Source organism: Paenibacillus sp. FSL E2-0178 (genome assembly GCF_038593005.1).
Lineage (GTDB): Bacteria > Bacillota > Bacilli > Paenibacillales > Paenibacillaceae > Paenibacillus_AQ > Paenibacillus_AQ phytohabitans.
Map to the genome: position 1 here is coordinate 5,410,144 of NZ_CP151953.1, position 23,413 is coordinate 5,433,556.

Annotated in this window: 18 protein-coding genes and 1 pseudogene; 16 read left to right on the forward strand and 3 right to left on the reverse strand. The window is 46.7% G+C overall.

Annotated elements, in window-relative coordinates:
- The first annotated feature begins 61 nt into the window (after positions 1–61).
- The 16 genes and pseudogenes from MHI42_RS23495 (at position 62) to ligA (ending at position 18,804) form a co-directional block, all read left to right on the forward strand.
- The gene (locus MHI42_RS23495; RefSeq protein ID WP_342420831.1) at positions 62–1,018 is read left to right on the forward strand and encodes a glycosyltransferase family 2 protein; all 957 of its coding nucleotides are present in this window, start codon (positions 62–64) and stop codon (positions 1,016–1,018) included.
- A 35-nt stretch (positions 1,019–1,053) separates the two neighbouring features.
- Positions 1,054–1,476 (forward strand): GtrA family protein, encoded by a 423-nt coding sequence (locus MHI42_RS23500; RefSeq protein ID WP_342420832.1) that lies wholly within the window; start codon positions 1,054–1,056, stop codon positions 1,474–1,476.
- Positions 1,473–3,716 carry a DUF6311 domain-containing protein gene (locus MHI42_RS23505; RefSeq protein WP_342420833.1) on the forward strand — a complete coding sequence of 748 codons (2,244 nt, stop codon included), beginning with the start codon at positions 1,473–1,475 and terminating at the stop codon, positions 3,714–3,716. The genes MHI42_RS23500 and MHI42_RS23505 overlap by 4 nt, the downstream gene beginning before the upstream one ends.
- A gap of 99 nt (positions 3,717–3,815) precedes the next feature.
- The gene (locus MHI42_RS23510) at positions 3,816–4,796 is read left to right on the forward strand and encodes a glycosyltransferase family 2 protein (RefSeq protein WP_342420834.1); all 981 of its coding nucleotides are present in this window, start codon (positions 3,816–3,818) and stop codon (positions 4,794–4,796) included.
- Positions 4,797–4,878: 82 nt separating this feature from the next.
- Positions 4,879–5,346 (forward strand): winged helix-turn-helix domain-containing protein, encoded by a 468-nt coding sequence (locus tag MHI42_RS23515; RefSeq protein ID WP_342420835.1) that lies wholly within the window; start codon positions 4,879–4,881, stop codon positions 5,344–5,346.
- Between the two features lie 136 nt (positions 5,347–5,482).
- A complete protein-coding gene (locus MHI42_RS23520) occupies positions 5,483–5,743 on the forward strand; it encodes a transposase (RefSeq protein ID WP_342424792.1) in 261 nt (86 codons plus the stop codon).
- Between the two features lie 157 nt (positions 5,744–5,900).
- Positions 5,901–6,080 (forward strand): annotated as a pseudogene (locus MHI42_RS23525) (dTDP-4-dehydrorhamnose 3,5-epimerase family protein); the annotation flags it as partial.
- Between the two features lie 76 nt (positions 6,081–6,156).
- Positions 6,157–7,179 (forward strand): dTDP-glucose 4,6-dehydratase, encoded by a 1,023-nt coding sequence (rfbB, locus tag MHI42_RS23530; protein ID WP_342420836.1) that lies wholly within the window; start codon positions 6,157–6,159, stop codon positions 7,177–7,179.
- A gap of 8 nt (positions 7,180–7,187) precedes the next feature.
- Positions 7,188–8,048 carry a dTDP-4-dehydrorhamnose reductase gene (rfbD, locus tag MHI42_RS23535; RefSeq protein WP_342424793.1) on the forward strand — a complete coding sequence of 287 codons (861 nt, stop codon included), beginning with the start codon at positions 7,188–7,190 and terminating at the stop codon, positions 8,046–8,048.
- A gap of 435 nt (positions 8,049–8,483) precedes the next feature.
- The gene (locus tag MHI42_RS23540) at positions 8,484–9,497 is read left to right on the forward strand and encodes a glycosyltransferase family 2 protein (RefSeq protein ID WP_342420837.1); all 1,014 of its coding nucleotides are present in this window, start codon (positions 8,484–8,486) and stop codon (positions 9,495–9,497) included.
- Positions 9,498–9,831: 334 nt separating this feature from the next.
- Positions 9,832–10,785 carry a glycosyltransferase family 2 protein gene (locus tag MHI42_RS23545; protein ID WP_039307141.1) on the forward strand — a complete coding sequence of 318 codons (954 nt, stop codon included), beginning with the start codon at positions 9,832–9,834 and terminating at the stop codon, positions 10,783–10,785.
- Positions 10,782–12,182 carry an undecaprenyl-phosphate glucose phosphotransferase gene (locus MHI42_RS23550; protein WP_042217960.1) on the forward strand — a complete coding sequence of 467 codons (1,401 nt, stop codon included), beginning with the start codon at positions 10,782–10,784 and terminating at the stop codon, positions 12,180–12,182. Before MHI42_RS23545 ends, MHI42_RS23550 begins: the two co-directional genes overlap by 4 nt.
- Before the next feature lie 123 nt (positions 12,183–12,305).
- Complete coding sequence (locus MHI42_RS23555) at positions 12,306–13,172, forward strand: phosphatidylinositol-specific phospholipase C/glycerophosphodiester phosphodiesterase family protein (protein ID WP_342420838.1); 867 nt, start codon at positions 12,306–12,308, stop codon at positions 13,170–13,172.
- 219 nt (positions 13,173–13,391) lie between these two features.
- Positions 13,392–14,102 (forward strand): heptaprenylglyceryl phosphate synthase, encoded by a 711-nt coding sequence (locus MHI42_RS23560; RefSeq protein WP_342424794.1) that lies wholly within the window; start codon positions 13,392–13,394, stop codon positions 14,100–14,102.
- Positions 14,103–14,351: 249 nt separating this feature from the next.
- Positions 14,352–16,715, forward strand: a complete 2,364-nt coding sequence (pcrA, locus tag MHI42_RS23565) for a DNA helicase PcrA (protein WP_342420839.1) — start codon at positions 14,352–14,354, stop codon at positions 16,713–16,715.
- Between the two features lie 76 nt (positions 16,716–16,791).
- On the forward strand, positions 16,792–18,804 hold the full coding sequence (gene ligA, locus MHI42_RS23570; RefSeq protein WP_342420840.1) for an NAD-dependent DNA ligase LigA: 2,013 nt from the start codon (positions 16,792–16,794) through the stop codon (positions 18,802–18,804).
- 82 nt (positions 18,805–18,886) lie between these two features.
- Here the strand turns inward: ligA and MHI42_RS23575 are convergent, their stop codons facing one another.
- The 3 genes from MHI42_RS23575 to MHI42_RS23585 all read right to left on the reverse strand — a co-directional run bounded on the left by MHI42_RS23575 (position 18,887) and on the right by MHI42_RS23585 (position 23,060).
- Positions 18,887–20,158 carry an alkaline phosphatase gene (locus tag MHI42_RS23575; protein WP_342420841.1) on the reverse strand — a complete coding sequence of 424 codons (1,272 nt, stop codon included), beginning with the start codon at positions 20,156–20,158 and terminating at the stop codon, positions 18,887–18,889.
- Between the two features lie 193 nt (positions 20,159–20,351).
- Positions 20,352–21,626 (reverse strand): molybdopterin-dependent oxidoreductase, encoded by a 1,275-nt coding sequence (locus tag MHI42_RS23580; RefSeq protein WP_342420842.1) that lies wholly within the window; start codon positions 21,624–21,626, stop codon positions 20,352–20,354.
- A gap of 183 nt (positions 21,627–21,809) precedes the next feature.
- The gene (locus tag MHI42_RS23585; protein ID WP_342420843.1) at positions 21,810–23,060 is read right to left on the reverse strand and encodes an MFS transporter; all 1,251 of its coding nucleotides are present in this window, start codon (positions 23,058–23,060) and stop codon (positions 21,810–21,812) included.
- Between the last annotated feature and the right edge of the window lie 353 nt (positions 23,061–23,413).

Below are 23,413 nucleotides of genomic sequence, written 5' to 3' on the forward strand. Positions count from 1 at the left end.
TAAAACAAGAGGGATTCAGTTTTGAATTTTGAAGACCTAATGAAATACGGAGGTAAAGAAATTGAAAGAACCAGCCGTACTAGTGCTGCTCTCGACATTTAATGGGGAAAAATATATAGAGGAACAACTTAAAAGTGTGCTATCCCAAAAAGGAGTGAAGGTAGTACTTGTAATTAGGGATGATGGGTCTAGAGATTCTACAATTGATATTTTAAAACGATATCATAATACGCACAATGAATCTGTTTATTTATATGTTGGTGAGAATCTGGGGGCTAGAGGAAGTTTCTTCGAGCTCATGAAATACGCATTATCAATTGAGAGCAATTACGATTTTTTTTCATTTTGCGATCAGGATGATGTGTGGGGACAAAATAAATTATATCAGGCCGTAAATCTAATGAACAAAGATGGTAATGAGGAACAGGAGGTTCCTATGATGTATTGTTCGGTAACCCAGATGGTAGATGCTGAACTAACATCATTAACAAGATGGCCTAATATTCCCGCAAAGTCGTTAACGTTATACAACGCATTAATAGAAAATATGGCTGTTGGTTGCACAATAGTAATTAATCGGCAAACACTTAACCTTATATCGAAATTCCCTCCAGATGATCCTTCAAAAGTTATTATGCATGATTGGTGGGTATATTTATGTGTTTCCGCGTTTGGAAGAGTTATTTTTGATGAAGAGCCATATATTTTATATCGACAACATAATAATAATCTACTTGGTGGAAAAACAGGATCTATTTTTGAAAAGGCAAAAATAAGAATTTGTCGCTATTTTAAAGGGGAATACTATTATATTCGAAGATATCAAGCACGTGAATTTCTCTCTTGCTTCTATTCAGTAATGGATCCGCAAGATCGGCAGGCTATTGAACAATTTTTAGATATTCTGAATCGTAACTGGATATTTCGAGTTTTATATATTGGTAGGACGCCTTTTTTTAGACAATCAATGATAGATAATTTAATCTTCAAATTAACCTATATAACAGGGAAAGTTTAATATCTGTAAATTAGAAGTGAAAAATGAGGTGTGCGATGAAAAAAGGAAATTTATTTATTTTCCTGAGGTATCTGTGTGTTGGAGTGATAAATACTTTAGTGGGATTAACCTCCATTTTGATATTGTTTAATATATTCCATTTAAATTATTGGATTGCTACATCTATTGGAAATATAATTGGAATTATAGTTAGCTTCTTTTTAAATAAACGTTACACTTTTAAATATAATGGAGTTAAAGCTCAGAGCCTATTTAAATTCCTATTAGTTTCTCTAATTTCTTATATAATTTCTTATAGCCTTGGTTATTACATTGGCAATTTAATAGAAAATATTATTCCAAGTATAGAGATATTTGATAATTTTGTGATTATTTTTTCATCGGGAATCTATACAATTATAGGGTTTATTGGTCACAAAAAAATAACGTTCACTACAAAATCATTGGGGGATTTATGAAAAAAAAGCTGTACAATCAACAAGAAAATAATTTTATGTTTATATTTTTAACAACTATATTAGTTTTAGTTTTTGGTTGGAAATACGGCACTTTATATACGTCTGTGGGTCTATGTATATTTACCAGTTTAATCTTTCTCTATTTAAATGAAAAAATGGGGAAACTGAGTAAAACAAAATTGAATAGTATATTACTAATATTAAGTGGTGGGCTGGGAGCTTCTTTTTTTATCACTATACTAAGTCCAAAGATATTGAATACTTCTTATATTAATTGGTTATTGTCTAGAGGGGATCCTGCTCAGCATTTTTTAGGTTGGCATTTTTTTAGAAATGATCCGTGGTCTTTTCCTCCAGGTTTGATAAGCAGTTTAAATACGCCGATAGGAACTTCTATTACATATACTGATTCTATTCCCCTATTAGCTTTTTCTTTTAAAATATTTAATTCGATCTTGCCGGAGACATTTCAGTATTTAGGCATCTGGATTCTTATTTGCTATATTTTGCAAGGGGTTTTCGGATTATTATTAATGAGAAAAATGACCAGTAATTTTGCACTGCAATTTTTGGGACTTATGTTTTTTATCATGAGCCCTATAATGCTTTGGAGAGCCTATGGACATGAAGCATTAATGGGCCATTGGATTATTCTTGCCTCATTATATCTCTATAAATCTTCTTACAAAAATTTACTATGGATCCTATTGTTGTTGGTAAGTCTTTTAATTCACCCATATTTATTTTTGATGGTTTTCACAGTGTATTTCATAAAAGTATTAGAATTATTTTTCACAGGAAAAATAAGCATACTCACATGCGTCATTCATTATCTTTTTGCAGCCCTATTAATTCTAATAGTTCTTTGGTGTGTCGGTTACTTTTATATTGGTTCGTCAGGGGTTTCCGATGGATTTGGAAATTATTCAATGAATATAAATTCCATATTTAACCCACAAGGGTGGTCTTATTATTTCCTTAAAGATCAACCTTCGGCAACTCCAGGTCAGTATGAGGGTTTTAACTATTTAGGATTCGGAGTAATTTTATTGCTAATATGCTCTATATTTATTTTTATTACTAATTATACAAAAAACAGAAAGGTTAAAGATAAAGTTGGGCTTATAATTATATCCATTATCTTTATATTGATTTCAATAAGTAATGTAGTAACATTTTCAGATCATATATTATTTGATATTCCTTTACCGGGATTTGCGCTGAAGATTGGTGGGATAGTCAGAGCGTCAGGGAGGTTTTTCTGGCCAGTATATTATTTAATTATTATTTATACATTAACAGAAATTCTTAGAAATACGAAAGAAAAAGCTGCTGCTTTATTACTAATATTGGCGTTGTCTTTTCAATTTGCTGATCTTTCAGGAAAGTTCACTGAATTTCATGATTTGTATTCAAATGAAATGAATTGGGAAACTCCTTTGAGATCAAGTTTATGGAGTGGAATTGATGGAGAAAGATACAATAATATAGTTTTTGTTCCATCGCTTGTTAATAGTCAATATGTAGCATTTTCAATGTTAGCAGCTGAAAAAAACATGACAATAAATGCTGTTTATACTGCAAGAGACGATTATGAAAAAAGGGAAGCATACAGTAAAAAATTGATTCGTGATTTTGATAAAGGAGAATTCAATTCAAAAGATATTTATATTATTGATAGTTCTATGATCGAAAACGTAAAAGAGACCAAAAAGGATACTGATCTGTTAGTTTCTGCTGATGGGTTCAATGTTCTCATACCTAATGGGACTATGGATCCGAATTTAAAAAATCTTAATCTGGATGCAAATAGTTTTGATTATAAATATGGTGAGGTTATTAGCTTTGGTGCAGATGGAGAATCCTTTAATGTGAAAAGAAGTGGATGGAGTTTTGCAGAAGAAAATTATACTTGGACGGAGGGGAATGAGGCATCATTGCTTTTTTCGATAAAGGAACCTAATACAGATCTAGTTTTATCTATAAAGATGTCACCTCTACTTGGTGGTGGAATTAAGGGACAACATTTATTAGTCTTCGCAAATAATAAAAAAATAAGTGAAACTATTATAGATTCCAATAGTACTTATCAATTCTCCATACCCAGTGACATTATTAAAAATGAGCTCAATGTTTCATTGAAATTACCGGATGCAGCGTCGCCTAAAAGTTTAGGAATAAATGAAGATGAGCGCTTATTAGCACTCTCAATAGAATATCTAAGTTTGAAAAAACCTTGAGATGACTTTTTGTACATTGTAGCATTTAGACATTGGTGATCACTCACTCATAAATTATAGTATTTGATTTATTATTCTTTATAAAGAAAGGGTTGTAAAATGGAAACTGCTAGTTTCACGTTATCTATAATTGTTCCTATGTATAATGAGGGAAAAAATATTAGTTTGTTTTATGAGAAAATCACTAAGGTATTAGAACATCATGATTACAATTATGAAATTATATGCATTAATGATGGTAGTAAGGATGACACTATGGAAAGACTGCGTTTACTTGCTAATTACGATAAAAGAATTAAAGTGATTGACTTATCAAGGAATTTTGGTAAAGAAATTGCTATGTCAGCAGGGTTGAAATATTCCAAGTCAGATATAGTGATTCCTATTGATGCTGATCTGCAGGATCCGCCAGAGGTTATCCCTCTTTTAATTGAAAAGTGGGAAGAAGGATATGATGTTGTATATGCGACACGTCTGAAAAGAGATGGAGAAACCTGGTTTAAAAAAGCCACTGCACATACCTTTTATAGAGTTATTGGCAAAATGACTCGTTTTGATATACCGGCAGATACCGGCGATTTTCGACTGATGACCAGACAAGTTGTAGAAGCTTTAAATCTACTTCCTGAGCAGCATAGATTTATGAAAGGGTTATTTAGTTGGGTTGGTTATAACCAAACGAGTGTAGAGTATTACAGGGAACCTAGATATGCAGGGAAAAGTAGTTTTAATTATTGGAAGTTATGGAATTTTGCAATAGAGGGAATAACGTCATTTTCTTTTGCACCTTTGCAATTTGCAACTTATTTAGGACTTCTAATTGCAGTATTATCTTTACTGTACGCGACCTACTTAGTTATAATAACTGCTACATTAGGTAATCCAGTACCAGGATATCCTTCTTTAATGGTTGCAATATTATTTTTTGGGGGCGTTCAATTAATAACTTTAGGAGTTATTGGGGAATATATAGGTAGAATTTATAACGAATCTAAACGAAGACCTCTTTTTCTAGTAAAAGAAGAACTAAATATTATTGATGAGGAAGAGTCAGTAGAATTGAGAATGATTAATAAATGAATTATATAGATTGAACTCATAAAATTGAGAGCCGCCTAAACGGGCAAAAGAAAGTAATGAATCGAAAAGGGCGGGGATCGAAATGAAGCATGAACAAGAGATTAAAAAGCTGATCATTGCTATGAAAGAAACGGAGAGCACACGCCTGTATGAAATATATTTAGCTGTCCGTTTGCATTTGGAAGGCCGGACCTTAACCGAAATTGCGAAAATTTTTGGCATGTCATTTCCTGCGATTAACGGGTATTGGAACGATTATCTCAAGCAAGGACTCAGGCTTGGAATTTGGCCGGTGCAATTCGGAAGTTTTCCGACGAAAAGAAGAACGGCTGAAAGAAACGATTGCAGGCCAAAGACCTGTGGATGTTGGATTCGAGGCCAAGTATATTGGTCTTTAAGAATTATCCGTGCCTGGATTCTTCGCGAGTTCGGTGAGAAGTATACGCTAAAAGGAATCTCCAAGATGCTGAATCGGCTGGGTTTTAGCTATACGAAAGCCACGTATACTCCGGTACGGAACAGAAACAATTCCGCGAAGTCACTTTGCTGAACTTAAAGAGCAACTGAACCAAGGAAAGATCGACCCTCTTTTTTGTGGGGACAGTAACGTAAGATCGCGACTCATTGCGAACATAAAGGAGCTAAACTATTTGCTGCCATCGACTACGATACGAGCCATGTAATCCATTGAGAAGAATGAAAAGTTCGATGCAACGGCTTTTCAACGGTTTTTGGTAGATATGCTGCAGGCCTATTCCAAAGGCAAACTTGTTATGGTGTTAGACAATGTCACACTCATCCTGCTGGTGGAATTCAGCCCTTCTTCGGAAGCATCGGAGGCGCCAACTTTTTTTCCTAAGTACAGTCCTGAACTTAATCCCGCTGAGGGAATGTGGAAATGGCTGAAACAAGATGTCGTAAACAATCTCATGTCGCAGCCTTCATGAACCGGTCAATCTGGCCCCTCTTGAGGTTATTGATCGACTACTGATTCGGGTGTAGAGTTTTTCAATTCAATCTATACAGTTTATATTTTGTTCGGAAAAGCCATTACAACTAAGGGACTTAGCTATTACGAGTGAATATTTACACCTAGTGTTTGGCATCGTGCCAAACACCCAAGTCTTATAGAAAGTGGACGAATATTATTCCCCTGAGAATGACCGTGGCATACTATGGAGTGATCCGGCACTTGGGATTGACTGGCCGACAGCGAGTCCGGTGTTGTCTAGCAAAGATCAGCATCATCCGTTATTGAAGGATGCAGAGTTGAATTTTGATTAATACTTGATGTACAGAATTGTTTCCGCTCTGGAATCGATAGCATAAATCATTTCTCTAGTAAAAGGTGGGTACACAAATGAAACTTCTCATCACCGGCGGAGCCGGCTTCATCGGCAGCAACTTCGTAATATACATGCTGCAGCAACACCCTGATTACAAGATCGTCAACGTGGATGCGTTGACTTACGCAGGTAATCTGGAGAACTTGAAATCGATTGAGAATCATCCCAACTATACGTTCGTCAAAGCGGATATTACTGATGGTGCGGCGATGGATGCGCTAATCGGTGATGGTGTGGATGTAGTGGTTAACTTCGCTGCTGAGTCCCACGTGGACCGGAGTATTCTGGAGCCGGAAGTGTTTGTGAAGACGAATGTCCTGGGCACTCAAGTACTGCTGGATGCAGCTAAGAAATACAGTATAACTAAATTCGTGCAAGTCTCCACGGATGAGGTCTATGGATCACTTGGTGCTACAGGTTTGTTCACGGAAGAAACGCCGCTTACGCCGAATAGCCCTTATTCCGCCAGCAAAGCGGGCGGGGATTTGCTGGTGCGTGCCTATCACGAGACCTTTGGATTGCCGGTCAATATTACTCGTTGCTCCAATAACTACGGCCCGTATCAGTTCCCGGAGAAGCTGATTCCGCTGATGATCTCCCGTGCATTGGCTGATCAGGCGCTGCCTGTATATGGTGACGGAATGAATATCCGTGATTGGCTGTATGTTGAGGATCACTGCAGTGCGATTGATCTGGTTATTCATGAAGGTGTGAATGGCGAAGTATATAACATTGGTGGCAATAATGAGCGGACGAATGTGCATATTGTAAATACGGTACTGCAGGAGCTAGGTAAACCGGACTCGCTGATTACGTATGTTCAGGACCGTCCTGGACATGACCGCCGTTACGGTATAGATCCGACTAAGATCACGAACGAGCTGGGATGGAAGCCGAAGCATACGTTTGAAACGGGCATTAAGGAAACCATTCAGTGGTATCTGAATAACAAAGAATGGTGGACCCGCATTCAGTCTGGAGAATACCAGAAGTATGCCGCACTCCAGTACGGCAGCCGTCTGGGGGATTCACTGTAATGGCGAAGATGAAAGTGTTCGTTACAGGTTCAGGCGGACAGCTGGGGCAAGATCTTATGCTCTTGCTTCAAGGTCAGGGTTATGAGGTTCTGGGCTGTGACCGTCAGGAGATGGATATTACTGATCTGGACCAGTGCCTGGAGGTTATCGGCGCGTTTGCTCCTGATGCTGTCATTCATTGTGCGGCCCATACCGCGGTTGATGCGGCAGAGACCGATGTTGACGCAGCGTACCTAATTAATGCTACCGGAAGCCGGAATGTGGCTCTTGCTGCAGAAAAGGCGGGCGCCAAGCTGGTCTATATCAGCACGGATTATGTGTTCGATGGCATGGGGGTTCAGCCTTACCATGAATATGATAATACAGATCCTAAGAGTATCTACGGTAAGTCTAAACGGGCTGGAGAGATCCTGGTCCAGTCTTTATCGTCTAAATTCTTTATCGTACGTACCTCTTGGGTTTATGGCAAATACGGCAATAACTTTGTGAAAACCATGCTGAAGCTAGGGCAGGAAAAGCCGTTGCTGCAGGTTGTAGATGACCAGAAGGGCTCGCCTACCTATACGGTGGACCTGGCAAGATTCTTGCTTGAGCTTATCCAGACTGAAAAGTATGGAGTGTACCATGCCTCGAACACAGAGTCTTGTACATGGTATGAATTCACCCAGGCCATCTTTGCGGAAGCAGAAGATATTCTGGGGCTGAAGTTCACAGCGAAGCTTGAGCCGTGTGCTACCGAACAGTTTCCACGTCCAGCGCCGCGTCCGCGCAACTCGGTGATGGAGCATCTGGCCATCCGTACCAACGGGTTCCAGGACATCCGCCCATGGCGGGAAGGTCTGAGAGACTTTTTGCTGGAGCTGAAGTAACCATTGGCGCGGGATTTGCATAAATAACTAACTATATAAGCCGCATTAAAAAATAAACAAAAAGCGAAAGAAGCGGAGGACAAATTTGGAACTGTAGGAGCGGTAGCGACCGCCTTTGTCACCGGATTTCTACCGCGAATAGCGGATCAAGAAATATGGGACAACAGCGGCCGGAAGTCCAAATGTTCACCGCAGTGACGACTAGGCTTCAAGTTCAAATTAAAAGTGAGTCTTATATAGCAACTAATGAAACTCCTGATCGCTTATGCGGTAAGGAGTTTCATTAGTTGTCTGGACAATATGGCAATAGGGGTGAACCACAATAGCTATGTAACTAACATTACCTTCTATTGTGCTTAACATAGCCTGTCAACCTTCTTTTCGCTATAATAGATATAGATTTCCCAATAAAGAACCAGGAATTCGAGGTCACCTATGAACCCTAAAACAGTCAGTGTACATATCGTTACCTATAACAGCGCGGATGACATCATTGAATGCTTGTCGGCTGTATTAGCTCAGGATTATCCGGTCAAAAAAATTGTCATAGTGGACAACGCTTCAACGGATGGTTCGGCGGATAAGGTCAGAGCGTTCTACCACGGGCTTAACTCGAACTCGAATCAAGGAACTACAACGGGTCAGGGGGCACCCAACTCTGCAGGCAGCATTACCCGGACGCCATCACTCGTCCTTCTTGATAATGAACACAACACCGGCTTTGCCCCCGCACACAATCAGGCTATTGCCGGTACTAATACAGATTATGTACTGGTGCTGAATCCCGATCTCACGTTGGCTCCGGACTATATATCCAGACTCGTTAAGCACATGGAAGCCAACCCTCAGATCGGCAGTGCCACAGGTAAACTGCTGCTGAAGGCGGATCATTCACTCGTTGACAGCACGGGACTGCGGATGAATAAAGCCCGCCGGGCGTTTGACCGTGGAGCCGGAGAGTCTTCAGACCTGTGGAAGGAGTCAGGGGTTGTATTCGGTGTATCCGGTGCAGCAGCGATGTACTCCCGGCGGATGATTGAGGATATCAGCGTTGACGGTGAGTTTTTTGATGCGGACTTTTTTGCCTATAAGGAAGATGTGGATGTAGCCTGGCGCGCCGGGTTGTTTGGGTGGCAGGCCTACTATGATGCGGAAGCTATAGGCTACCACGAACGGGGCTGGAAAACATCCGGACGGAGCAGCAAGGCGATGTTCATCAAGCGGATCTCATATATCAACCGTTATAAAATGATCTATAAGAACGAGTCCTCCCGCAGGATGTTGCTTACCCTGTTATATTCCTTGCCTTACGAGATCGCCGCACATGGCTACTCGTTATTGAAGGAACCTAAGTTAATGGGAGCCTGGTCATCCTTCTTCGAACAGAGGACTGCTCTGAAGCGTAAGCGCCGCTATATTCAGGAGAAGGCTAAGCGCCAGGGATCATGAAGAGAAATGAGAGTAACAGCTCTGCATATTGTGAAATGGACTTACCTGTTCTTCTGATTCCGCCAGCTATATAAGATGAATACAAGTAAAAAACAAAAAATGAGCAGGATCGGAGGGGGGGTGAAACTGTAGGAGCGATAGCAACCGCCTGAAAGTTTCCGTAGGAAAGCTGCATCTGAAGCATACCCAGTCACCGGATTTCCACTGCTAAAGGTGGTATCAATCAAGAAGTCTGGGTTGTAAAAACCTCCCTGAACAGGCTGCGCCTATCATGGAGGTTTTTGTGTTATAATAATTGTCGATAGATTACTATATTTGTCAGGAGAGTATAGCAGTGAATGTAGATGTTAGTATAATCATTCTAAATTACAACACATGCCGCCTGACGATGGACTGTCTGAGGTCGGTATATGACTCCGAGACCCGATACTCCTATGAAATTATTTTAATAGATAATAACTCCCATGATCACTCGGTAGAGACGATAAGCAAGGAATTCCCGGATGTGCTGCTGATTGCCAATTCGGAGAATGTAGGGTTTGCCAAGGGTAATAATCAGGGGATGGAAGCTGCCTCAGGGCGATATGTATTATTGCTGAACTCAGATACAGTGGTCCGTAAGGATACGCTGGAGACGATGGTTGCTTTTATGGACAGCCGTCCGGATCTGGGGGCTTCTGGCTGTAAGGTGATACTGCCGGATGGTTCGCTGGATAAGGCCTGTAAAAGAGGATTCCCGACACCATCCGCTTCCTTCTATTATGCTTTTGGCTTCAGTAAGCTGTTTCCGGACCGTCCAAGGTTCAACGGCTATCAGCTGGGTTATCTGGACCCGGATGACTCTTACCCGGTAGATTGTCTGGTTGGAGCGTTCATGCTGCTGCGGCGGGAGACCATCGAGCAGGTGGGCGGCCTGGATGAGACGTTCTTTATGTATGGAGAGGATCTGGATTGGTGTTACCGGATCAAAGCAGCCGGCTGGGGGATTTATTACTATCCGCAGACATCGATCGTGCATCTCAAAGGTGGCAGTGCGCGCCGCAGACCGTTCAAGATCGTGTACGAATTTCACCGGGCGATGATTTTATTCCATAAGAAGCATTATAGCAGGCGGTACAACAGTATGATAAACGGAGCGGTGTATGCGGGAGTCGGCGTCAAGTTCACGCTTTCGCTGCTGCGCAATGCGCTGATTGCTCCACGCAAGGTTCCAACACCAGCCCAGAGTCTGACAGTCCCCGGGGAAGCCGGTTTACGCAATGAATCGAATGCTGAGGTGAGATTATGATCCGCCGTAATCAAAAGTTTCTAACACAGTTATATATGGTTGCCGATTTCCTGGTCATTCAAGTGGCCTTTCTGGCTGCCTGGTGGCTGAAGTTCAAAAGCGGTTTGCTGGAATCCTACAGGACCCTTCCTGTAGAGTCTTATGCTTACTGGAGTATTATCTACGGAGCCATCGCTATTCTGATCGGAATTGTGCTTCAATTGTATTTGCCGAAGCGCAAGAAACGGTTCATTGACGAATTCATCAAAATCTTTCAGGTTCACGCCATGGGTATTTTCATTCTGCTCGGCCTGATGTTTTTCCTGAAGGAAATTGACGTTTCCCGTCAATATCTTGCTATATATATGGGCTTCAATATTCTTTCCATTATGCTGTACCGTTATGTGCTGAAGAAGATGCTGAAATCGCTGCGTGAAAAAGGCTTTAACCGCCAGTTTGTGCTGATTCTCGGTGCAGGTACGCTGGGCAAAAGATTCTATAACAATCTTGAGCAGTATCCTGAGCTGGGATATGAGGCTATCGGGTTCCTGGATGACTTCCACGAATGGGATGGTATTGAGGAACAACGCTATAAGCCGATTCTGGGAACCGTGGATCAGCTGGAAGGTATGCTGGAGATGCTGCCGGTCGATGAGGTCATTCTGGCCCTTCCGCTGGATGCCCATTCGAAATATCCGACCATTATCGCTACCTGCGAGAAGGCGGGTGTACGGACACTGATTATCCCTGACTTCTTCGACTACCTGCCGGCCCGTCCTTACTTCGATAACTTCGCCGGGATGCCGATGATTAACGTACGCGACATTCCGCTGGATATGGCCGGCAACAAAATGGCTAAGCGGGCGTTTGATCTGGTATTTTCCCTGTTCGCCATTATTATGTTGTCTCCTGTAATGCTGATTGTAGCGCTGGGTGTGCGCCTAACTTCGCCTGGACCTATTATTTTCAAGCAGGAGCGTGTAGGACTTAACCGCCGTAACTTCATGATGTACAAGTTCCGTTCGATGAAGATGCAGACAGACGGTGAAGTGGATACGGGATGGAGTACGCGTGAAGATCCGCGCCGCACACGTTTTGGGACATTTATCCGCCGGACCAGTCTGGATGAGCTGCCGCAATTTTTCAATGTGCTGTTTGGCCAGATGAGTGTGGTCGGTCCTCGTCCGGAGCGCCCGTACTTTGTAGAGCAGTTCCGCGGTGAGATTCCGAAGTATATGGTGAAGCACCATGTGCGTCCGGGGATTACCGGCTGGGCTCAGAGTAACGGTCTGCGCGGGGACACGTCGATTGAGGACCGGATCAAACATGACATTTTCTATATCGAGAACTGGTCACTATTGTTCGACATCCGGATCATCGCCAAAACCATCCGCAACGGCTTCAAGAACGCTTATTAATGGACCGGTCTCATACTATATTATTCCATAGAAACGGTTGCCGACCCTCCCCGGAGGAAGACACAGCCGTTTCTTCTTGTTTTCAGGCCAACTACTCTAACACTTGCAAAGGAACCTGCCATCATGGATAAGAAAAAGATTATCGCCTCCGTCATTATGATCGGAGCTATTGCACTCCTGCTTGTACTCACACTTGGGGAAAAAGAGAAACAGCCCGCTACCGGCTTTGCAGCCCATAGAATTGTAGCTCACGCTATGGGAGGGATTCATAACTATACGTATACGAATACACTGGATGCTTTTATCGCTAACTATGAGCAGGGAACCCGGGTTTTTGAGGCGGACCTGCTGCTGACAAGTGATGACAAGCTGGTGGCCCGCCATGAATGGACTGCCAATATGAGCAAGCTGCTGGGCCAGCAGAATGTTCTTCCCGCGGCGAAGCAAGGGGCTGTGCTGAACTATGAGGATGTCATGAGCAGCCCGGTTCTTGAACTCTACTCCCCGCTGGATATTGAGAAGATTATGGACCTGTTGGTGATCTACCCGGATGCTTATATTGTAACGGACACGAAAGAGCTCGAACCGGAGCGGGTAACGAAACAATTTCAGCTGATTGTGGAAGCGGCCGAGAGGAAGGAGCCTGCCCTGCTGCAGCGGATTGTTCCGCAGATTTACAGCCGGGATATGCTGGATGTGGTGAACCGGGTGTACGCTTTTCCTGAAGTGATCTTTACGCTGTATCAGACACAGGACAGTGATGAAGTGGTCATTGATTTCGCTAGTCAAACCGGAGTGGATATCACAATGCCGACGGTAAGAGCTACCAAAAGCTTCGTAAGGAAGCTGAAGAATGCCGGGGCAAGAGTCTATGTGCATACGGTGAATGACGAGAAGGAAATTTCGGAGCTGTCCCGGATGGGAGTCGACGGATTCTATACCGATTTTGTCTCTGAGGACGACTTAAGCCGGATCAAGGGTGTCCGCTAGCAGTTGAACGTGCAGGCTTCTGTACATCCAAAAGCTTATACTCTAAAAATACGAAAAAATGTTCGCATTTTTGTTCGCTTTAAATTGACACCCGCCTTCGTACTGACTTAGACTAGAGATACGGCTTTTGCGTGTGCAGGAGTATATTTGTTGTTTTGAAATACTGGGAAATAGAGTATTTACTTAGATGAACAATGAGGATGGACGATGATGAATGGAATGCGGCAAATGATCAAGCCGTGGCGGCATGTGTTCAAGCTGGACCCGGACCGTGAGCTTGGTGACGAGGAACTCGCTGCTGTCTGTCTCTCGGGAACCGATGCGATACTGGTGGGCGGCTCCACTGGTGTTACTTATGAGAATACGGTGAGTCTGCTCGCGAGAATCCGGCAGTATGATCTGCCTTGTGCCCTGGAGGTGTCGGATCTCGAAGCCGCTGTGCCCGGTTTTGATCTGTATATGATTCCCATGGTGCTCAACACTGCCGATACTTCATGGATTCTTGGCCATCACCGCCGGGCAATTGAACGGTTCGGCAGTCTGATTCCATGGGAATTGCTGCTGACTGAGGGCTATATTGTGCTCAATGGCGATTCATCCGTAGCGCGGCTTACAGGGGCAGACCACTCGCTTAGCGCAGACGGGGCAGCGGCTTATGCACAGATTGCGGACAAGCTGATGAATCTGCCGGTGGTTTATCTGGAGTACAGCGGAAGGTTCGGAGATATGGAGACTGTGCGTGAGGTCAGGGCAATGGTCGAGCACAGCCAGCTTTTTTATGGAGGCGGTATTACAGGTGAGGAAGAAGCCATGCAGGCAGCTGCTCTATGTGATACAGTAGTGGTCGGCAATATTATTTATTATGATGTGGAGCAGGCGCTGCTGACCGTTCAGGCAGTGAGAAATACGCCGCAGCTAGACCGATTATAGTGGCTGTAGATGAAGTATTCATGACAACTATAAACAGAATGGAAAATACCAAAAGCCGAAAGGAACGGAGGGGGAATTTGGAACTGTAGGAGCGGTAGCGACCGCCTTTGTCACCGGATTTCAACCGCAATAAGCGGTATTCAATCAAGAAATCTGGGGACAACAGCGGCCGGAAGTCCAAATATTCACCGCAGTGACGACTAAGGCTAAGTTTATACAAGCTTATAATCAGAAAGGAGCATGTCACACATGCAACTTGTTAACATACAAGACGCCGTAAGCCGGCTGAACCCCCCGCAGCGTCAGGCTGTAGAAGCTACCGAAGGGCCTTTATTGATTATGGCCGGAGCGGGCAGCGGTAAGACCCGCGTGCTTACCCACCGGATCGCCTGGCTGATTGCGAACCGCAAGGCACCGCCTTGGGCGATTCTGGCGATTACTTTTACGAACAAGGCCGCCCGGGAGATGCAGGATCGTGTCTCCAAGCTGGTAGGGACGGAGGGCCGGGATATTTGGGTATCCACCTTCCACTCGATGTGTGTGCGGATCCTGCGGAAGGATATTGAGCGAATCGGCTTCACTTCGAACTTCTCCATTCTGGATTCGACGGACCAGTTATCCGTTATCCGCAATTGTATGAAGGATCTGGACATTGATACCAAGAAATTCGAGCCGAAGGCCATTCAGGCTGTGATCAGTACGAACAAGAATGAGCTGATTACACCGGCGCAGTATGAGCAGAAGATTGGCGATTATTTCGAAGGCCTTGTGGCCAAAGTGTATACCAAGTACCAGCAACGGCTGAGAAGCAATAACTCACTGGATTTTGATGACCTCATCATGAAGACGATCCAATTGTTCAAGGAAGTTCCTGAGGTATTGGATTTCTACCAGAAGAAGTTCAAATACATTCATGTCGATGAGTATCAGGATACGAACCGGGCGCAGTATATGCTCTGCAAGATGCTGGCCGAGGGTCATCACCGGATCTGCGTTGTCGGGGACAGTGACCAGTCGATCTACCGCTGGCGCGGGGCGGATATTTCGAACATCCTTAATTTCGAAGAAGACTACCCGGAAGCCAAAACCATTCTGCTGGAGCAGAATTACCGTTCAACCTCCAATATTCTGAACGCAGCCAATGGTGTTATCGCACTCAATACCGGACGCAAGCCGAAGAAGCTGTGGACCGATTCGGATGAAGGCGCGAAGATCAAGGTGTTCCGCGGGGACTCCGAGCATGATGAAGGATACTTCGTCACCGGAGAGATCAGCAAGAATGTGAAGCAGGGCCAGGCGTACCAGAACCATGCAATTCTGTACCGTACGAACGCCCAGTCCCGTGTAATAGAAGAAATTCTGATCAAGTCGGATATTCCTTACCAGATTGTCGGCGGGATCAAGTTCTATGACCGCAAAGAAATCAAGGATCTGCTGGCGTATCTGCGCCTGCTCTCCAATCCTGATGATGATATCAGCCTGACGCGGATTATCAATGTTCCCAAGCGTGGCCTCGGGGATACGACTGTCGGTAAATTGGCGGCAGCAGCGGCTTCCCAGGGAGTATCAATCTTCCGGGCGCTGCAGACGGTGGATGACCTGGGTTTTGCCGGCCGGACGCGTAATACGCTGGTGGAGTTCTATGATATGATCGAAGCCCTGCACCGCATGGTGGAATTCCTCTCGGTGACCGAGCTGACAGAGAAGATTCTTGAACTGTCCCAGTACCGACTGGAGCTGCAGAATGAGAATACTCTTGAATCCCGTTCCCGGCTGGAAAATATCGATGAATTCCTGTCCGTAACGATGGAATTCGAGAAGAACAACGAGGATAAGTCGCTGGTCTCCTTCCTGACGGATCTGGCGCTGATCGCTGACATAGACAGCGTGAATGACGAAGAAGAGCGCAGCGATGCTGTCGTGCTGATGACAATGCACAGCGCGAAGGGGCTGGAGTTCCCGACCGTCTTCATCATCGGGATGGAAGAGGGCGTGTTCCCGCACAGCCGTGCCTTCCAGGACAATGACGAACTGGAAGAGGAACGCCGGCTGGCGTATGTGGGCATTACCCGTGCGGAGAAGCAGCTGTTCCTCAGCTGTGCACGGATGCGCACGCTGTTCGGGCGGACGACCGCGAATGCGCCGTCCCGCTTCCTGGAGGAGATTCCGGAGGAGCTGAAGGAAGACACCGTGAAGGAATCGGACCGCTTCCGGCGCGGAGGCGCGGAGGTTGGCGGTGCTTACGGCGGCCGCGGCTTCGGCGGAGGCGGAGGCAGCCGGGGGAACTTCGGCAGCCGCACCGCTGCTGCCGGGAATGCGCCGGCAGGCGGCGGGGCCGCCAGCTTCGGCAGCGGCAGCTCGGCGAGCGCGGTGCCGGGCGCGGGCCGTGTCGTTGTGACGACCGGAGGCGCGCAGAGCGCTCCGGGAGCAGGGGCCGCAGCGTCCGCCGGCTTCAAGGCGGGCGACAAGGTCGCCCACGGCAAATGGGGCATAGGCACCGTTGTGGCCGTGAAGGGCAGCGGCAACGATACGGAGCTGCAGATTGCCTTCCCGGCGCCGGTGGGCGTGAAGCGGCTGCTGGCCGGCTTTGCACCGATCACCAAAGTTGAATAAAGCAAGCTGCGATTAACGATTGTGTTTTTGTATCACGCTAACCGTAGGAAACCTATTTGACGGAGGGATGTGCCGGATGGATATTATGTTCACGATGGAAGAGCTCGTAGCCGAGCTGAATCAATATAACTATCATTACTATACAATGGATGCGCCGCAGATCAGCGATAAGGAATATGATGCGCTCTACGACAAGCTGGTGGCGCTGGAAGCGGAGAGCGGAATTGTACTGCCGCATTCTCCAACCCAGCGGGTGGGCGGAGAGCTGCTGAAGGGCTTCACGCCACACCGCCATCTGGCACCATTGTGGAGTCTCGACAAGGCGCAGAATATTGAACAGCTGCGGACCTGGAACGCCCGTGTGCTGAAGCTGGTGAATGACTACAACACCAAGAATCCGGAGAATCCTCTGCCTGACCCGTGTTATGCGGTGGAGCTGAAGTTTGACGGCTTAACACTGAACCTGACCTACCGTGACGGCGTACTTATCCAGGCGGCAACACGGGGCAACGGCGTAACAGGCGAAGGTATCCTTGCTCAGGTGAAGACGATCAAATCCGTTCCTTTGAACATCCCGTTCAAGGAAGGTCTGATCGAAGTGCAGGGCGAGGGGATCATGAACCTGTCTGTACTGGCTGACTATAATACACGTGCGGCGGAGCCGCTGAAGAATGCGCGCAACGGTGCAGCCGGTGCGCTGCGCAACCTGAATCCGAAGATGACTGCAGACCGCAGACTGAATGCCTTCTTTTATAATGTGGGGTACTCGGAGGGCGTGCAGTTTGCCGATCACCAGGAAATGATGGATTTCCTGCGTAGCAACCGGTTCAAGGTCAACCCGTATCTCAACTACTTCAGTAATTTCGATGACGTTACCGAGCAGCTGGCAGAGATCGAAGAGAGCCGTTCCGGCCTCGATTATCTGATTGACGGGGCAGTCATCAAGGTGACAGATTTCCGGATTCGTGAAGCGCTGGGCTACACGGATAAGTTCCCGCGCTGGGCGGTCGCCTATAAATTCGAAGCGGAAGAAACCACGACGATTCTTGAATCGGTCAGCTGGAACGTAGGCCGTACTGGCAAAGTGACACCGCTGGCACGGGTAGAGGCTGTGGAGCTGGCCGGTGTTACCGTACAGAATTGCACGCTCAACAACGTAGGCGACATTGAACGGAAGAATCTGAAGTTTGCACTGGGCACACGGGTATTCATCCGCCGCTCCAATGATGTAATCCCGGAGATTCTGGGCAAAGTGACAGAAGAGAGTGACGGCGGGGAGATTATTTTCCCTGAGAATTGTCCGGCCTGCGGCTTCCCGCTGGAGATGCGCGGTGCACATCTGTTCTGTAATAACAAGCTGGACTGCAAGCCGCAGATTGTCAGCCGGATTACGCATTTTGCGTCTAGAGATGCCATGGATATTGAGACATTCAGTGAGAAGACGGCTGCTCAGCTGCATGAAGAGCTTAGTGTACGTGAGCCGGCCGATCTCTATGAATTGACCTTCGAGCAGCTGGTGAAGCTGGACCGTTTCGGGGAGAAGAAGGCGGATAATCTGCTCCAAGCACTGGAAGAGAGCAAAGGGCGGGATCTCGCTTCCTTCTTATATGCCCTCGGTATCCCGAATACCGGAAAAGCAACCACCCGAATGCTGGCTGACCACTACCGCAGTCTGGACGCTGTAATGTCCGCTACGGCGGAGGAGCTGGCCGGTCTGCCGGATATCGGCGGGATTGTGGCTGAGAGCATCGTGAATTATTTTGCCGACCCGTTTGTAGTTGTAAGCATTAACCGCATGCTGGCGCTGGGTGTAGAGGCTAAAGCGCCCGAAGCACCGCGTGTAGTCAGTACCAATACTTTCTTTAGCGGCAAAACAGTTGTCCTGACCGGTTCCCTGCAGAAAATGACCCGCGAGGAAGCAGCCGAACGTTTGGAGGCTCTCGGAGCCAAAGTTTCCGGAAGTGTCTCCAAGAAGACCGATCTGGTCATTGCCGGCGAGAAGGCAGGCAGCAAGCTGGCCAAAGCGCAGCAACTCGGCATTCAGGTTATTGAAGATGAAGACGAACTGATCCGGCTTCTGGAAAGCTAAGCATACACAAAGTCCCGGGGTCCTCGCGTTTAGCGAAAGACACCGGGACTTTTTTTTATCTCAAATATAGACTATGCCTGAATTACTTCGCTGCGTTCAGCCCCATTGACTGCAGAAGCTTATCAAATATAAGAGTGTTCTCATAGACGCCAGTGAATAGCTGAGCATTCTTGCCCATAGCCGTAACCGGAATATCAACAGCGGTATGTCCCGAAGTCGTCCAGTCGACTACAAAGTTGAGCTTGGAGTTGGCAATGGCAAAAGGACCATCTTCCTGGGAGATGCTGTCTCCGCTCTCATCCTCTGCATCCACCGCTTCAATCGAGAATCCGCCCGTTTCATGGTCAGCCAGTACAAGTACCAGAGTGTCAGGGTTTTTCTTCGCATAGTCTTTGGCCACCTGAACGGATTTGTCCAGCTCCTGGCCGGATTTGATCGTCATTTTGGCGTTGTTTTTGTGGGCGAACTCGTCCGTGCCCTCTTCTTCAACCATCAGGAAGAAGCCCTTGGAATTGGCGTCCAGCGTATCAATCGCTTTCTTCGTCATCTCAGCCAGAGACACTACCGGTTTATAGATATCGCCTTTGCCTTCTTCATTCTGCTGGAACATTTCCTCATTGGCGAAAAGACCCAGCAGCTTGCTGCCCTTAGCCTTCTGCAGATCGGTCTTAGTGGAAACATAGCTGTATCCCAGCTGTTTCGCTTTTTCTACCAGATTCCCCTGGGTTCCCTTGCTCTTCTCGGAAGGATCTTCAGCAGGCTCGTCCGGGAATTTGCCGGGCTGTCCTGCCGGATACCAGAAATCCTCCCCTCCGCCTAGGAGTACATCTACCTTGCTCTTGGTCAGCAACTGCAGTGCGATATCGCTCTGCTTGGAACGGTCTTCTACATGTGCGCCAAAAGCAGCTCCCGTAGCATCAGTAACCTGGCTCGTCGTCACCACTCCGGTGGACTTACCCGCTTTTTTGGCATATTCCATAAGAGTCGCAACCGATTTCTTGTCGGCATCCATGCCGATGGCCCCGTTATAAGTCTTCACACCGCTGGCGTAGGCTGTTGCGGATGCCGCAGAGTCCGTTACCGGAACCGTGGAGCTTGTATGAATCAGACCGACGTATGGCATCGAGTCCATAGCAAGGTTGCCTTTTTCACCTACAGTGGCTAACCGGATGGCATTACGCTGAGCAGTCCCCATGCCGTCGCCGACGAATAGAATTACATTTTTGGTTTTGGAGGTTGCCGCGTCGGCCTGATTGCTTGAAGATCCTGTGGTGATTACACCTGAGACGAGCAGCGCAGCGGCTGCAGATGCGGCAAAAGCTGTCTTCACTCCATACTTTTTAGCTGATTTCATATTTACCCTCCTATAATCTATGGTTTACACCCTTATACTAGAGAGCATTCATTAAGAGAGTGTTACTCGAATATACATATAATGTAAAGATGAGGCTGTTTCGATAAAATAAAAATCTCCCGCCCCTGATCCAGGGAAGCGAGAGATTAAGAGTAGCCTTAAGTTACAGCATATAGAGAGTAGAGTGGAGAAGTTATACCCGCTTGGCGTTAGGCAGCCAGGCATCAATGTCATACCCGCGCTGTTCCCAGTAGCCGACATGATCACCTGCGATCAATTCGATACGGTTGAGCCATTTAACCGACTTGTAGGCATACATTTGCGGAGTAACCAGGCGTACAGGTCCGCCGAGCTGATTAGGGATAGGTTTGCCGTCATGCATTACAGCCACCATGATATCCTCCATCCGCGCTTGAGCCAGCGTTAGAGAGTCCGTGTAGACACCGTCTCCCGAGTAGAGCTTGACCGTGACAGCTTCATCCTGCACACCGGCTATATCCAGCAGCTTATAGAGTGGAAGACCCTCCCATGTGTTTTTATAGACCGACCAGCCGGTTACACAGTGAAAATCACTGACCTGCACCTCGCGCTGCAGCTTGACGAATTCTTCCCAGCTCCAGGTGAACTTTTTGTCCACCAGACCGTCGATTGTAAAAGACCAGTTGGAGTTATCGAAGGCGGGAATGTCAGTGACGGTGTATACACGGAAGCTGCCTTCGGCTCCCCCGCCGATGGGAGGGGCTGATTCCGCCAGCGGAACCGGATCGGGAATCAGGGCATTGGCATTGGAGGCCGCATAATCGGCTGTACCCGGAAGCTGCAGGGATTTGCCGATCCAGCGTACAAAGGTTGGGCCGAGCGTTACGGCGAGACCTGCTCCTACAGCTACTTTGATGAAGCCGCGGCGTGTGTACATAGGCTGAGCTTCTGACGAAGCTGCGGGTCGTGGCCGTACAGTAGGTTCAGTATTACTCTCTACAGGTAACGTCTCCGCTATGATAGAGCGCTTCTTAGGCTCCTTCAGCCATTTAACCCGGGTAACGGAATGGTAGATGATCACCGGGAGTCCTACCCAGGTCAGCAGATCATGAACGAACAGCGCACTATTAGCCGCTCTGGGCCCGGCAAGTCTGAATTGCCACAGGACAACTCCGGAGACCAGCCAGCCGATCAGAAGAGTGAGCACGAAGATGACATTAGCCTTTTGACCCGTTTTGCCCTTCAATCGCTTCCAATGCTTCGCAGCCAGCAGCAGATAATAGACGACAGGGATCAGCAGCGCCAGTCCAAACGCAATATGGCCCCATTTCAGCCACACTCTGCCTTCGCCCAGCATCTCCCTCCAGAAACCACCCACCAGCATCAGGCCGCTGAGCGCCAGAAACAGGACCAGCCAAGCATTCCACATATGAATAGATACAAGTTTTTTGCCGTAGCCTTTGCGGATTTTTGTAAGTATGTTCTTCATGTGCCTACCTCCTTAGGAGCCTTCAGCCTGACGATAATTAATTCAAGTTTAAACTAATTGTACCGCAAAAAAAGTCCCTTGAATAATTCTCTGCGATTCACCGCGTTTTTTACAAAAATAGCCCATCGTTCCCGCTCAGGGAAGGATGGACTATTCTCATATAGAGATAGCGGGTCCAGTTGTTTACTCAGCCGCCCATTCCTCAAGCTTCCTGTCACCGGGCAGCAACAGCGCAAGCAGACCAAGCAGGGGGAGAAATCCGCATGCCACGAACACCGTCGCAATTCCGATCGTATCAATTAAATGTCCGATTACGACAGATCCTATACCGCCAAGACCGAAGGCAAGTCCGGTAATCAGACCTGAGACCGTACCGATATTGCCGGGGTACAGCATCTGCGCGTAGATCACAGTTACGGAGAAACTGGATAATAGGATGAACCCGGAGATGATCAGCAGCACTGCCGCCCAGAACTGATTCACAAAAGGCAGAGCCAGCGCAAATGGCACCGTCCCGATCATCGAGACCAGGATGAGATTACGGCGGCCGAAACGGTCGGCGAGGGGCCCTCCGAAGAACGTCCCGACTGCACCAGCCGCGAGGTATATGAAAATATAGATCTGGGCATCATCAAGTGTCATTCCGTATTTGTCCATTAAGTAGAAGGCATAATAGCCGCCGATGGAGGCGCCATACCAGGAACGTACGAACACAATGAAGACCAGAATGACCGTTGTAATCAGAATACGTTTGCTGCGGGCGGGGTCAATGGAGCGGGACACTGATTTTTTGCGAAAAGTATACCCGGAATCAAGCATTTCCCGGTACCAGCGGGCCACATAAGTCTGGACGGCGATCCCGGCAGCAGCGATTACGGTGAACCCGAGGGCCCCCATCTGCCCGAAGGGGATGAATACCCATTTCATCAGAAGCGGACCCAAGGACTGACCGGCGTTGCCGCCCACCTGAAAAATAGATTGCGACAGCCCCTTCCGTTGACCGGCGGCCATATGGGCTACACGCATGCCTTCCGGATGAAAGGCGGCTGAACCAAAGCCCACGAGCATCACGGATACGATGACAAGTACGTAGTTCCCGGCAAAAGCGAGTAAGAAGACGCCGGCAAAAGTGCAGCACATCCCCAGAGGAAGCAGAATTGGGCGGGGTTTGCGGTCAGCGGCAAAGCCGATAATGGGCTGAATCACCGAGGAGGTGAGGTTAAGCGCGAACGCAATCCAGCCAATCTGGGCATAAGAGAGCAGCATGTTATCCTTCAGTACAGGAAACATTGCCGGAATAAGCGCCTGGATGGAATCATTGAACAGATGAACAAAACTGACTGCGAGTAAAATGCGGTAAATGGTTGCCTGCTGTAAATTGCGGGATTCCTCAATAGCGGTGGCAGGAGCAGCGGGTGTAGACTTGTTGGACATTAGGACTCCTTTCAGAGACGGGAATTAGCAAGAGCATCTATAAGATGAAGATAAATCCTATTGTAGCCATATGCGATGTATTATGGGAATCAATTTGTGCGGTATAGAGCGTAATTATGCGTTCCTGGTTTTATTTATAAAAAAGGCTTGCAAACTTCTGGGCGGCATGATATATTATCTCTTGTGCTTATGAGACATCGACGCTGAAACAAGCGGCGAAGAAAAAATAAGTTGACATGAAACAAAGAAACATGATATGATCTAATTCCTGCGCAAGATACATAATGTTGAAATGCCGGGAGCAAGTTCTTTGAAAACTGAACAAATGGAACGCGTTAATTTTTACAAGATTC

Excerpts from the sequence above, each read along its gene's own strand:
- MHI42_RS23500 (WP_342420832.1), top strand. The coding sequence starts at position 1,054 with ATGAAAAAAGGAAATTTATTTATTTTCCTGAGGTATCTGTGTGTTGGA.
- MHI42_RS23505 (WP_342420833.1), top strand. The coding sequence starts at position 1,473 with ATGAAAAAAAAGCTGTACAATCAACAAGAAAATAATTTTATGTTTATA.
- MHI42_RS23510 (WP_342420834.1), top strand. The coding sequence starts at position 3,816 with ATGGAAACTGCTAGTTTCACGTTATCTATAATTGTTCCTATGTATAAT.
- MHI42_RS23515 (WP_342420835.1), top strand. The coding sequence starts at position 4,879 with ATGAAGCATGAACAAGAGATTAAAAAGCTGATCATTGCTATGAAAGAA.
- rfbB (WP_342420836.1), top strand. The coding sequence starts at position 6,157 with ATGAAACTTCTCATCACCGGCGGAGCCGGCTTCATCGGCAGCAACTTC.
- rfbD (WP_342424793.1), top strand. The coding sequence starts at position 7,188 with ATGAAAGTGTTCGTTACAGGTTCAGGCGGACAGCTGGGGCAAGATCTT.
- MHI42_RS23540 (WP_342420837.1), top strand. The coding sequence starts at position 8,484 with ATGAACCCTAAAACAGTCAGTGTACATATCGTTACCTATAACAGCGCG.
- MHI42_RS23550 (WP_042217960.1), top strand. The coding sequence starts at position 10,782 with ATGATCCGCCGTAATCAAAAGTTTCTAACACAGTTATATATGGTTGCC.
- MHI42_RS23555 (WP_342420838.1), top strand. The coding sequence starts at position 12,306 with ATGGATAAGAAAAAGATTATCGCCTCCGTCATTATGATCGGAGCTATT.
- MHI42_RS23560 (WP_342424794.1), top strand. The coding sequence starts at position 13,392 with ATGCGGCAAATGATCAAGCCGTGGCGGCATGTGTTCAAGCTGGACCCG.
- pcrA (WP_342420839.1), top strand. The coding sequence starts at position 14,352 with ATGCAACTTGTTAACATACAAGACGCCGTAAGCCGGCTGAACCCCCCG.
- ligA (WP_342420840.1), top strand. The coding sequence starts at position 16,792 with ATGGATATTATGTTCACGATGGAAGAGCTCGTAGCCGAGCTGAATCAA.
- MHI42_RS23575 (WP_342420841.1), bottom strand. The coding sequence starts at position 20,158 with ATGAAATCAGCTAAAAAGTATGGAGTGAAGACAGCTTTTGCCGCATCT.
- MHI42_RS23580 (WP_342420842.1), bottom strand. The coding sequence starts at position 21,626 with ATGAAGAACATACTTACAAAAATCCGCAAAGGCTACGGCAAAAAACTT.
- MHI42_RS23585 (WP_342420843.1), bottom strand. The coding sequence starts at position 23,060 with ATGTCCAACAAGTCTACACCCGCTGCTCCTGCCACCGCTATTGAGGAA.